The following is a 13,268-nucleotide window of genomic DNA, read 5'->3' on the forward strand; positions in this document are numbered from 1 at the left end:
CGTGCAGGAGATTGCCTAGCTTTGGCGTTCAACGCATCATCGGGGTCCCCGAAAAGTGCCTTTTACTTTTTTTGGGGGTATTGATGTGCGAGCTTCGGCGTTCGACGCACAGGATGTGCTAGGTTCGGCGTTATCACATGGATGTGATGTTTTTAGCCGAAGGCCCTTGAAGAATGTAAGGCACCTAGACAACCCTTTTTAAGGGCTCCCAACTCTTTATATGACTAAACATCCCCTGTTCCTGCATCTCCTCGTATCGCTTCGTCGTCAGCTTCCTCTGAACAACGCGTCGTTTGTTCATGAAGTAACGCTGGCCCCGTTCCCCAAGGCATCTCCATATTTTGACTACGCTTTGTTTTCCTTAAGCCCCTTTAAAATCTTATCGTTCGGTATGAGGGTGATCTCTTCTCGTTTTGTCCCACCCTTTTTAACATTCCAGCACTCGCTTTATCGATCAATGGATTTTACCTGGAGCACCATACAAACTATCCCTTTAAAGGGAGCCACCTAAGGATATCCTGGATCTTGGCATCCCAATAGCCCCATTCATGGGTCCCTGGGTCAAAGGCATGTGTCAAATCAAACCGTGTCTTTTGACACGCAGCGAGGAAGCTTAAGTTGTCCTCATATAGAAAATCTTCAGTTCCACAGCATTGGTAAAGCCTGGGAAGCGCCTTTTCCGATTGATCGTTAACATTAAGCAGATAAAAAAGATCGTCCGTCGTTCCCTCCACTTGCCTATCGCCAAATATGCGGTCAAATAACGTGACAGCTTCCTCCTGATTCTCAGCCTTTCTTCGCTTAATATGGCTGACAATATCAACAGCCCCTGATAGGCTGGCCGCTGCCGCAAAGCGTTCAGGGTAATTCAAGGCCCATTTGAATGCCCCGTACCCTCCCATTGAAAGTCCAGCAACATAATTGTCTTCTCTTGCCTCTGAAAGGGAAAAAAATGATCGAGCTAAGCTAGGCAATTCTTCCGTTAAAAATGTCCAATACCTATTGCCATAGGCCATATCTGTATAAAAACTATGATGCACCTGAGGCATGACAACAGCCAATCCATATTCTGCTGCATACCGTTCAATCGACGTGCGTCGCATCCAAATCGAGTCATCATCGCTCAGGCCATGCAAAAGCCACAGTGTTGGATGACGTTCACCACGTTTGACATTATTCATCCCGATTTGTCCTTGGGTATGCTGTGGTAAAATGACGGTCATCGACGTGCTTAAAGCCAGTACCTCAGAGAAAAAGTCGCATTTGATCAGTGCCATCTCTCTCACCCTTCTATGTAACTATTATTCCTTTTATTATTACACAAAAACGTTTTCATATATAGAGGGATTAAGGGTCATTCGATTGCTTCATTATGTTCATACTTCTCGACATCCTGCATGGAACCGCCAACAGAATGAATTAATGCCCACACCCGCTGAGCGATGGAGGGGTGCAGCCGAACCCACCCTAATACTCTCTTTCGTTTTATTGGCATATGATTTAAGCGTGCTAATTTTAACAAAGCTGAAGACAATTCACGATAGTCCACACCTAGCTTTAATGTATATAAATCAGCTTGTTGCTCTTGAAAACGACAAACGTAGAGGAGAAGCAATCCATATATAACTGCAGCAGCAATTATAATAAATGTGATCAGAGCTGAGGACAGATTCTGTTGAATATAGACTTCATAACGATATAACAAGTAAATAATTGCTCCAAAGTAAGGAAAAAATAGCAGAATGACGATAAATCGTTTTATAATATGGAAGGATTTAATATGACCGATTTCATGTGCCACAATCGCCTCAATCTGCCGAGCATTAAGATGCGTTAAAAGATCCTCTGAAATCAAAATGCGTTTTGTTCGAACCCCTGTAACCAGAGCATTGGCAGTTCTCCGCCCCCGTAATCTCAATGAATAAAGCTTCACTCTCTTCACCCCAGCTTGTTCAACTAAAAGGTGAAGACGATGGGTTAAGTCTGAATCGGTGAGAGGCTTGGTTTTAAAGAGTTTTGTAATAAGTAAAGGTAAACAGCAAAAGATTAAAAACAGAACAATGAAATATAAGATGATTTCACCTAAATCTCCTCTAAAGAAATAGCCAAAAACACCGTTATCCGCCAACTCAAATAACGCCGTTATCCCCTCGATGGGGATAAAAAACAAGCCTAAAAAGGGCAGCGCCTCTACAAATGCTTCTCGCCGTTTTAAAGGTTTGCCTCGAAGGCGTCTTCTCGTTGTAAAAAGTATCATTTTATTCAATAAGCCAACCGCCCAAAACACAAAAAAGATACTTAAAATATCAAATAAAGATTCATAGGGAATATCCCAAAAAAGTGGATGGACTTGAGCCATAATAATGGTAGCAATCAGGAAACTTACGAGTAAGAAAAGCATGAGATAAACACGTTCATTCCAAATTCTCACATGCTTAAGTGTTCGTTCAATTGATGCGAGTTTGTTAGATACGCGATGAATATAACTTTTTAACCCTATGACGTAAAAGACATCCACCAAACCTGTACAAATAACCCAAATCGTTGCTTCAAATGTGCTCAACTGTTCAAACCAATGAAAGATTATGATCCTCTCCTTTTTTTTAACTTTTTCAATTGCTGGTCCTAAAAACAAAATCAGCTTCCACAAAAGAGCCATGATGCCATCCTTCTAAAAAACCAGTCCTATGAAAGGATACTAAACTTTTACCATTATATCTCTAAAAATGTTTAAAAAGCTTGGCTTGCACCACTTCGCTGGTACTCCTGATGTGATCTTTGCAAATCACACACTTAGGGTGCCCGCAAGATTTAATGGCGAAAGTCAAAGTTACACTCTCTTCCTTTATGGGCGTCAGCGAAGTTATGAATTCTGTAGTATAAAAAAACATAATTCCCTCATCGTTTTAGTATTTACGCCTCTCCCTTTCATAGGAACAATCTAGCCAAGATGATAAAATTTTGACCTGTACCGCTTCGAGTACTTCAGATGCAACTGTTCAATACAAGCCTCAGGTGTCATATACCCTTGAGGGCGTCAACAAAAGTATACCTCTAAAAAGTATAAAAGAGACTGGCTTGAATCACCAGTCTCTTTCACTCTATCAATGATTTGTTAGCTTATTCATAATAAATTTTAATTGCTGCTCAAGGGATACTGGATCGGTAAAATAGGAACTCACAGGATCGACGTGGAAGACACGTTGATTTTTTACTGCAGGGAGACTCTGCCAAATATCGCTCTTATAGATTTTATCAGGGTCAGCATTATCTCCAGCCCATGGCGCGGTAAAGATGTAATCTCCTGCATATTGTGGCAGTTTTTCTAAGGAGATGCTCGCAAATCCAGGACCATCATCAATCACATTTTTCTGAGCTTCAGCAGGTGCCTGTAATCCTAATTCACGATAAAGAATGTCACCCCCGCGTCCATAGTTATCACCAAAGATATACATCCCCTTCGCATAAGGCTGAATAATGGACACTGTTTTTCCATTCAAATGCTTCTGAACAATGGGCTTGTCCTTAGCAATTTTCTTATCCCATTCAGCAATCCATTGATTGGCTTGCTTTTCCCTTCCCGTTAATTTCGCAAAGGTCCTCAGTTCTTCTCTAATTGGCATCTTTCCAAAAGGTATGGCAATGGTGGGAGCAATTTTTTCATATTTTTTGACGTTTTGATCGGTATCTAGAGCAATGATGAGATCTGGATTTAAGGATAGGATTTTCTCGGTATTCGGCGTTTGTCCTATGCTCTCTATTCCGTCTAGCTTGCCTTTAAAATAAGGATTTTTAAAGGTAGCGGCTGTTACACCTACAGGTTTGATCCCAAGCTGCAAGAAATCACCCACATAGTCTGGCTCAGTCACGACAATACGCTTCGGATAAGCTGGTATTTTCACAGTGCCATTCGATGCTTTATAGGTAATCGTTGCTTTCTTTCCCTCCTTCTTTGCTGTCCCGGCTGTATCATTACTGGCATTTGCACCACATGCGGCTAGCGCCAGCATAAGAACAACAAGACAAAGGGGTAAGACATATTTACAAGAAGCCTTCACTATTTACTCCCCCTTATAATTGAATGTGATTATCACAAAGACGCCTTCTCAACAAAAAGCTTTTATTCGGTTCATCATTTTTCCTAGTGGAGAGCCTCTCTAACCAACAGAGATGCTTTGCAAAACTTACTATTCTATTCCTATTATCTATCGCGTTGAAACGAGTGTTTTTTCACTTCCGGATTGGGTATCTGTTGCTATTAAGGGTTCCTGAGTTACCAAGGCATATGGCAAACAAAGAGGAACCCCTGATCGCGGATCGTTAACGATGTCTGCTTCTATAGAGAACACATCACGGATGACCTCTTTCGTCATCACCTCATTCGGCGTCCCTTCACTGATAATCTGTCCAGACTTTATAGCAACAAGATGCTCAGCATAACGTGCCGCATGGTTGAGGTCATGTACTACCATAATAATAGTGCGCTGCTGTTCTTGATTTAGCTTTTCTAATAGCTGTAATACCTCTAATTGATGTGCCATATCTAAGAAGGTCGTTGGCTCATCGAGTAATAAAATATCGGTCTGCTGAGCAAGAGCCATGGCAATCCAAGCCCGTTGCCGCTGCCCACCCGATAATTGATCAACGGGTCGATTATAAAATTCGGTTAACCCCGTTTCCATGATGGCCCAGCGAATGATTTCCTTATCCTTTTTTGTTAAATTCCCCGCCCCTCTCTGATGAGGGAAACGTCCAAAGCTAATCAATTCATAGACAGTTAAACCATCTGGCGCTATCGGATTTTGAGGAAGAATCGCCATTTGCTTGGCCACTTCTTTTGTCGATTGACTGCGTATTGAGCGTCCATCTAAATAAACGATGCCGGCCATAGGCTTTAATAAGCGTGCGATAGCTTTTAAGATCGTTGATTTTCCCGAACCATTGGGACCAATCAATGCTGTGATTTTTCCGCTTGGAATCTCTAAGTTTAACTCTTTAACAATCATTCTTTCGGCATAACCAATAGACAAATCTTTTGTGTATAATTGCCCCATCAAAGTCATCCCTTTCTTCACTATTTTAGGCCCTTGATTTCGCTAATAGGTATAGAAAATAAGGTGCACCAATAACTGCCACGACGATCCCCGTTGGAATTTCCGATGGTTGTAGGACCCAACGCGCTAATGTGTCAGCAACCACTAATAAGAGACTCCCGCACAATGCCGCAACTGGCAAAAGATATTTGTGGTTGGGACCAATCAGACGACGAGCAATATGTGGACCAATTAGACCAACAAAGCCAATGCCTCCGCTCACTGAGACACTCGCCGCCGCCAATCCAACTGAAGCCGCTAGTAATTTTAGCCGTTCTTTTTCAACCGCTGCACCAATTCCTGTAGCGATGCTGTCACCGAGATTAAGTGCATTTAAATAACGGGCTTTTACAAAAATATAAGGCAATAGAACAATGATCCAAGGTAATAAAGCTGAGACAAAGTGCCAATCCGATCCCCAGATACTTCCTGCCATCCACGTTGCGACAAATTTATAATCATTTGGGTCTAATCTTAAAGTCAAGATAATCATCATCGAAGAAATCACTGCCGTGAGCGCCACACCCACAAGGATCATGCGCGTGGGTAAAATTCCCTCATCCTTTTTATAAGATAAAAGATAGATCAGAGCCGCTGTCACCCCTGCACCAACCAAAGCTAGAAAAGGCAGCAAAAAGATAGAGAAAGCCGCATGCGTTGAAAAAAAGGAAATAAAGAGAACCACCATGAGTCCTGCACCAGAATTAATGCCTAGTAAGCCAGGGTCTGCCAAAGCATTCCGACTGATGCCTTGCAACACACCACCTGAAACAGCCAAGGCAGCCCCAATGAGCACCGCAATAATGATACGCGGAAGACGAAGATCAAATAGAATGAGACTCTCCTTTGCTGTTCCTCCACCAAATAAGGTACGGATCACAGCTAACGGAGATAAGCGAATATAGCCTGTGTTCATACTGATGATGAGGACTAGCACAACCAAGGTGGCTAAAATTGCGATTATCCCCATCACTTGGCGACGCTTTTTTCTTTCTACCTTAAGGATCGAAGCCATCTCCAACACTATGCTCTCCTCCTCTTCCGGGCTAGATATAGAAAGAAGGGGACACCAATTAGTGAAATCAAAGCCCCAATCGGTGTTTCATAAGGGGGATTAATCATCCTCGCCCCAATATCTGCAAGCACCATAAGCAGGCTCCCTAACACCGCTGAACATGGAATGATCCAGCGGTAATCAACGCCAACCAAAAAACGGGCAATGTGAGGGATCATTAATCCAACAAAGGTAATCGCTCCTACGACGGAAACTGCTGATCCTGCTAAAAGGACAACAATAATAGAGCACATGATCTTAATAATACGCGTCCTTTGACCAAGCCCTGTCGCAACGTCTTCCCCTAAGCTCAGCACCGTAATTGATTTTGATAGTAAGATAGCCATCACCAAGCCGAAGCCAGCAACAGGAAAAAGTATTTTTAATTGTAACCAGTTTGTTCCCGCAACACCGCCTGCATACCAAAAGGCAAGATCCTGAGAAAGGTCAAAATATAGTGCGATCCCTTCGCTCAAAGCCATTAACAAGGCACTCACCGCCGCACCCGCCATAGTTAAGCGAACAGGAGTTAATCCCCCTCTTGTTAATGAACCAATGCCAAAGACAAGTCCTGCCCCTATCCCTGCGCCGCAAAAAGAATAGACCATCAATAAAATAAAAGACACACTTGGGAAAAAGGCAAAGCAAATTGCTAAGGTAAAAGATGCTCCAGCATTCAAGCCAAGCAAACCAGAATCAGCCAAGGGATTACGACTCATCCCTTGCATCATCGCACCCGCTACCGCAAAGCAGGCACCCACTAAAGCCGAGGCTAAAGAGCGTGGCAACCGAAGCTCTCGAATAATCTGATCAGACGTCAGATTTGCATGATAATGAAATACAGCCTGCCAAACCGTTGATAGCTTGATATCTGCCGCTCCAACTGAAATGGAAAGCCCTAGCAAAAGAATAAGGAGAATTAACCCCCCAACTATAATGGTTAAGCCCATTAATGGACGTGACTGAATATGGGTTTTTAACTGATCGTCATTCTCTAATAACTCCTCAGCAGTAAAGGACATTTGCGTCATTCCTTTTTTCTAGGATATATGTAGGATAAATTGATAATGATTCTCATTATCATAAAAATTATCATTGATCCCTCAACATGTCAATAGAATTCTTTATTGTCCAAAAACTTCAGCTTCTCCTTTTACCGTTCACCCTTGAACTAGCTTTGCATAATATCCTACATTTATGACTCAATTAAAGGCATTAGAAAAACCAGGCTATCATATGCCCAGTTTATTTCTTATTACTCGATTTGCTTATTAAAATGAGACGGGTATTTCTTCCTCTGAAGCTGGCTTTGCTTAACATGGACCAGCCCCTTATTCATTGCCAGCGTCTTAGCTATGGTTTCTGGTTCAACATCGAGAGCTTGTACAGTTCATTCAACCATTGTGCTAGACGCTTCAAATTCAATAATATCGTCAGCCTTGTTTCAAGCCTTCTTCACCGCTTCTATCGACATGTCATGCCCTCCAAACCCTTTCTATTATTTAAGCCTACCAAACAATAATTATCGAATTTTTCTAAGTACTCATAATGCCATTTTGATTTTGCAGAATATAAGGTGGGACTTAAGCTTTATAGACTAGCGCATAGCACGTACCGTATCAACAATCCCTTGTTCATAAGGTGTTCTTGGAATCTCATCAATGACACTTTCATACTTTTCTCCACTAAGAATGATCGGATTTTCTGTCAAGTAAAGCATTTCCACAGCTTCTTTCATCAAAGGCTGGAACCACCCCATGAAAGCAATCGCTTTTTTCCCAATACTCCACACACTTTTTTTATAACTAAGCCGTTCTCTGAGAATAGTAAATATCTGTTCTCCCGTAATGACTCCTGATCCAGGAATGTTCCAATTTTGACCATAGGCCTTTTCATGCGCTGCTAATGTAATCAACGCTTTGGCTGCATCAGGCGTATAGATATATTCCCTAGGAGTAGATAGCTTCCCTACAAAAAGAGCCGGTTTGTTTTGAGACACGCCTTTGAAAGTTTGACCCAATAGTGTATTCCCCGCATATGGACCATAGAAATCAGGAAAGTGAGCAATTAATGCTTTCACATTGGACTCCCAAATCCTCTTCTCTAATGAAAGACGCAACCTGCCCTTTTTAGTATGTGGCTGCTTTTTATGCGTTTCAGCAATGGGATAGCCCGGATTATCACTATAAGCATAGATATTGTCAACAACGGCTAGCCTTGCATGGGCTTCCTCAGTGACTTTCAATACATTATCCATAATCGTGTGAAGATCTCTTTCCCAGTCTTGATAGGGTATATTGATGGCATGAACAATAAGATCTGCCTGCCTGCAAGCTTCTCTTAGATCATTGATGTGAAAAACATTACCAGCGCACACCGTTATCGCTGAATGATCACCAAATAAAGTCATTAACTTTGATCGAGTTCGAGAAAAGGCAATAGTGTTTACACCTTTCTCCGCAAGCTCCTTAGTTATGGCATAGCCAATACTTCCTGTTGCTCCAAGTACAACTGCTTTTTTCATCATTTTTTCTCCTCCCTTATTAACCATCGTTCAATTAAAAACCAAAAAAAAGCAAATGAAATTGCTAGCCCAATGCTTAAGCAATCTCCCTCATGAAAACATACTGACACCCTTTGCCACAAAAGGGCGACTTACCCTTTAGCTGCTCTCACTTCACCGCTTTTCTTGCCATTAAAATCAATTTATTAACCATCGTTCAATTAATCTGTAGTATAAAGAAAATTGCTCAATTTGTAAAGCAATAAATGAATTGGCAGCTCTTTGAAATGCTCTTCTGTCCATGTATCTTACTATTTCTGAACACTTATATGGTGTGAGAAAAAACGTGCGAAAAGCGTCCCGGTCCTTGTCTTGCTATAAGAGCATCACCAGATATGGAAGAAGCTTCATTGCCTGGTCAAGTGGATTGGAGCACAAGACGCTCTGGCTCCAGCAGGAAGTGGGAGATCGGTAAGACCTTAGCAGTGCGCAGGCGCGAGGAGACTTACCACTCCCCCGCGGAAAGCGAGCGGCCTGGAGCGGTAAGCCGCACCGTCCTCATGACCAGAAATTTTATACTCCCTCATTAAAGTAAGGTTTTTCTTTAATTTACTCGGTTATGCTTTCTTTTCTTTTCAAAAAAGACCGTCCTTAAAGATACCTTTTTGGACAGTCTCTAGCTATTTTTTCTCTATTCCTTTACAAATTCTTTGGTGCTTCTTACTGTATCAATGGGACGAACGTACCTTTCTATTTCCTCACGCTTTGGCTCTAGAAATGGTGGAAGTGATAACTTTTCACCTAGTGTTTCATAAGGCTCATCACCCATGAAGCCAGGTCCATCCGTGGCAAATTCAAATAATATTTGCGGTGCCACTCGAGCATAAAGCGATTCAAAGAAATGACGGTCGACATATCCGGAGGTATGGAAGCCAAAGCTAGGCATGCGCTCAATCCATTCCTCCAAGGCGGCACGATCCTCAACACGAAAGGCAGTGTGGTGAACCGTACCATAGCCTTGTCTTGCTTGAGGTAAAACAACATTATGCTCAACAACAACCTGTGCCCCATTGCCACCTTCTCCAACTTCAAAGAGATACAGAGAACCTTTCTTATCGATTTCTCTGAATAAAAGCACCTTTTCCATCATCTCTTTAAAATAATCAAAATCAGCAATCCTTACGAAAATTGGCCCCAGGCCAGTGATTGCGTAATCTAATGGAATCGGCCCCTTTTGCCAAGGTGTCCCAGAGACAACCCCTTTATTGTTTTCATCAGAGATTAATTGATACTGCTGATCATCAAAGTCAACAAAGGACAATGTCTTTTTACCAAAAAGCTCTTTAATGCCTGTATGCTTCACATCTAACCGATCAAAGCGTTTCACCCAATAGTCAAGCGCTGCATCACTCGGCACCCGAAAGGATGTTTTGGCAATTTCATTTGTTCCATGCTGCCCCTTGGGAATCCCAGGGAAATCAAAAAAAGTCATATCGGTTCCTGGACTCCCTGTATCATCTGCAAAAAACAAGTGATAGGTTTGAATATCGTCCTGATTCACCGTTTTCTTCACGAGACGCATACCTAAGACATAAGTAAAAAATTCATAATTCTTTTCAGCACTGCTCGTAATAGCCGTTACATGATGTATCCCTTTAAGTTCGTTCATTTTTGATACCTCCAATAGGTTTTGATCTATATAAAATTATCTTTAATTAAAATATCTTTAATTCAAGATTTAATATAACATGATTATGTGCGACTGTCAATGAGCCGCAAATCATTGTCTTAGAAAACTTGACCTATACTTCACCACTTCACAGCCTGATGCTCATACTTACACACTAAGATTGTACCGCATTGGCTTTTTTCCAAATCACATACTAAGGGAAGCGCCAAGCTCAGTGGGCAAAAGTCAAAGCCCGAACTTCTAAGGTCTTCTGCAAAGCTATCATTCTGACGCTTTTAGGAAAAACCGAGCGAAAAGCATGCCCGGTCCTTGTCTTAGTATAGAGCATCTTCATATATGGAAGAGGCTTCATTACCGGATCAAGTGGATTGGAGCGTAAGGCGCGAGACGCCTTCGGGAACGGGGCGAGCGTTACTTCACGAATAAACGTCGAGTTGTTCCAAGAAAGCTGACTTCGAAGTCATACGCGTAGACGCAAGAACCAGGGAATTTTTTATCATAAATACTTTGGAACACAGATAAAACCATTCCAAAATGAGCGGAGGCCACTCAAGACGCTCGGCTAAAACCGTCACATCCATGTGATAACGCCGAAACTCGCACGTCAATACCCCCCAAAAAGTAAAAAGCACTTTTCGGGGACCTCGCTGTGCGTCGAACGCCGACCCTACCCACATCGTTTGAGCATGAGGAAAGCGTGCGCTCTGGAGCGGAAACGTGCGCGATCCACTCCATTAACACCCAAAACTTTAGATTTTCTTATTATTAAATAAAAGCAAAACCACCCCTCTTTCTCGAATAAGGTGATTTTGCCTATTTTCTATGTTCATTCTTCCTTTAACACGCCAGCAAAAGATAAAGGAAGCAAAGACCTCACCTTATGGATTCAATAAATTATTAGGCTGCTCGCCATTGATGAATTGCAAGAGATTATGAACGGCTTCCTCGGCCATTTTTGTTCGCGTTTCTTCAGTGGCCGATCCGATATGTGGGGCAAGCACAACATTGTCGAGCTGTAGAAGTGGGCTATCCAAAGACAGCGGTTCTTGTTCGTAAACATCTAGCCCTGCCCCCAAAATCGTTTTATCTTGTAAAGCCCTAATCAACGCTTGTTCATTAATGATTGGACCACGTCCACCATTGACAAGAATAGCTGAGGGTTTCATCATTTTCAATTCTTTATCATCAATGAAATGATGTGTCTCGGCAGTTAATGGCAAGGTAATACAGACAAAGTCAGAGGTCTGCAAAAGCTCAGTCAAGGACTTATACGTTATCCCCAGCTCTTGTTCTGCTTTGACATCACGATGCCTTTTAGTATAAAGGACCTCCATATCAAAGCCGCGTGCCGCGCGCTGCGCTACTGCACGCCCAATTCGTCCCATCCCGATAATGCCAATGGTTTTGTGATGAACGTTAACGCCAAATCTGTCCGCCTTAATACCCGTTTGCCACTTTTTAGCCCGAACAAAACGATCGAGTTCAGTTATCCTTCTTGCAGAAGATAAGACGAGACCAAAAATCAAATCAGCCGTTGTATCCGTAAGTGCATTAGGAGCATTCACCGCCATTACACCATGTGCAGACATGGCCTCAAGATCAAAATTATCATACCCAGCAGAAACATTGCCGACATAACGAAGGCGTGGGGCATGCTTCAATAGAGACTCAGTGATTGGAAGCCCTGCACCCAACAGGCCCTCTGCGTTCTGCAATGCCTCTTTAAAGGCTCTCTCATTTTCTTTCGTTATACCATTAAAGACGGTGACATCACATGACTGATCAAGCACTTGTTTTAATCCATCTGAAAGTCGGCTGTATGCTACGAGTTTAAACATCTAATCCCTCCAAGAAATAAAAAACATCATGAGATCTGATTAGCAGAAGCGTTGATCTAATAAGCTTTATCCACTTCTCTCTCATATACTACCATATCAATAACAGACTCGACATCACCCTGCTTTTTTAAGCAACGACGCATGCTGAGAATAAAGGAAGCGCTTCCTTTATTCTCGGCAGCTAATGGTCTCTACACTTTTTCCACTTTATTGTTTTCTACACGGCATTCTTGTGGGTTCAAACGTGCCGTCTTCATGTCTCTTAAATAGCTTTCCTAGGTTGAATACCTGCTGTGAGGTCAAAAAGGGAGATTTGAGGTGATTCTGATAGTATTTGGCAGATTCATGAAGCATGCAGCGAAATTGTGCTGTTCTAAGAAGTTTGGATTCAAAGCTTGAGGGTTTGATATCAAAGGTTTGAACAAAACGATTCCTAAAATAAACCATCGTCTTGCTGCCCAAGGATCTAAATTCAATGATATGCTTATGAGAGAGCCATATACACTCCCGATTTTTTGGAGAGGAAAGTGGGAATACAACAACATCTGTATAGCCGTTAATGGCGATAGGTATCATATAATTATAGTTCATCAGCTTAGCTGCGCCTTCTCTCCGACCGCTATAACTCGATCCAAAAACCGTGCATGAGCGATCAATAACCGTCAGCGGCTTTTCCTTAATCAAGAACATTTTATAATCCTCATCTAATGCAATGGTCCAATACTCCCCGTGGTTACCGTTCATTGGATATAAAATAATCGTACTCGAATTAATGATATAGTGATCACTTTCTTCAATTGGTATAACGGATTCCATAGATAACTTTTTCCCTCCTATACTGTGTTCATTGATGGATGCACTAGATTTTTAGAAAGAATAAAGGTCCTAAACCTTAGACTCTTATTCCCCTCACTTATTTAACCACTATAAAGAAACCAACCCTTATGACAAGATCTTGGTGCACATCAAATAATTGGTATAAATTACATTAATCATAATACATTTTTACTAGATTGGCAATTTTATTTCGAGAATATTTTACATTTTTCGATAAAATTCGATAAACATCCTCGTCCTTTCATCCTAGTTT

The 13,268-nt window shown here is 41.9% G+C and carries 10 protein-coding genes; all 10 read right to left on the reverse strand.

Annotated features, from left to right (window positions below):
* Positions 1-485 precede the first annotated feature (485 nt).
* Complete coding sequence (locus IEW82_RS00665; protein WP_188687845.1) at positions 486-1,277, reverse strand: alpha/beta hydrolase; 792 nt, start codon at positions 1,275-1,277, stop codon at positions 486-488.
* 77 nt (positions 1,278-1,354) lie between these two features.
* Positions 1,355-2,659, reverse strand: coding sequence for a M48 family metalloprotease (locus tag IEW82_RS00670; RefSeq protein ID WP_188687848.1), 1,305 nt, complete (start codon positions 2,657-2,659; stop codon positions 1,355-1,357).
* Positions 2,660-3,104: 445 nt separating this feature from the next.
* Positions 3,105-4,058 carry an iron-hydroxamate ABC transporter substrate-binding protein gene (locus IEW82_RS00675; RefSeq protein ID WP_229672146.1) on the reverse strand — a complete coding sequence of 318 codons (954 nt, stop codon included), beginning with the start codon at positions 4,056-4,058 and terminating at the stop codon, positions 3,105-3,107.
* A gap of 147 nt (positions 4,059-4,205) precedes the next feature.
* Positions 4,206-5,054, reverse strand: a complete 849-nt coding sequence (locus IEW82_RS00680; RefSeq protein ID WP_188687850.1) for an ABC transporter ATP-binding protein — start codon at positions 5,052-5,054, stop codon at positions 4,206-4,208.
* 25 nt (positions 5,055-5,079) lie between these two features.
* Complete coding sequence (locus IEW82_RS00685) at positions 5,080-6,108, reverse strand: FecCD family ABC transporter permease (protein WP_188688854.1); 1,029 nt, start codon at positions 6,106-6,108, stop codon at positions 5,080-5,082.
* 8 nt (positions 6,109-6,116) lie between these two features.
* Entirely contained in the window at positions 6,117-7,169 is a 1,053-nt protein-coding gene (locus IEW82_RS00690) for a FecCD family ABC transporter permease (protein WP_373285681.1), read from the reverse strand.
* A 575-nt stretch (positions 7,170-7,744) separates the two neighbouring features.
* Complete coding sequence (locus IEW82_RS00695; protein ID WP_188687854.1) at positions 7,745-8,674, reverse strand: NAD-dependent epimerase/dehydratase family protein; 930 nt, start codon at positions 8,672-8,674, stop codon at positions 7,745-7,747.
* A 667-nt stretch (positions 8,675-9,341) separates the two neighbouring features.
* Positions 9,342-10,319: a ring-cleaving dioxygenase gene (locus IEW82_RS00700; protein WP_188687855.1), complete on the reverse strand. Its 978-nt coding sequence runs from the start codon at positions 10,317-10,319 to the stop codon at positions 9,342-9,344.
* 899 nt (positions 10,320-11,218) lie between these two features.
* Entirely contained in the window at positions 11,219-12,178 is a 960-nt protein-coding gene (locus IEW82_RS00705; RefSeq protein ID WP_188687857.1) for a 2-hydroxyacid dehydrogenase, read from the reverse strand.
* 207 nt (positions 12,179-12,385) lie between these two features.
* Positions 12,386-12,994: a competence protein ComK gene (locus IEW82_RS00710; RefSeq protein WP_188687860.1), complete on the reverse strand. Its 609-nt coding sequence runs from the start codon at positions 12,992-12,994 to the stop codon at positions 12,386-12,388.
* Positions 12,995-13,268 lie beyond the last annotated feature (274 nt).

The organism is Pullulanibacillus camelliae (assembly GCF_014642655.1).
Taxonomy (GTDB): Bacteria; Bacillota; Bacilli; order Bacillales; family Sporolactobacillaceae; genus Pullulanibacillus; species Pullulanibacillus camelliae.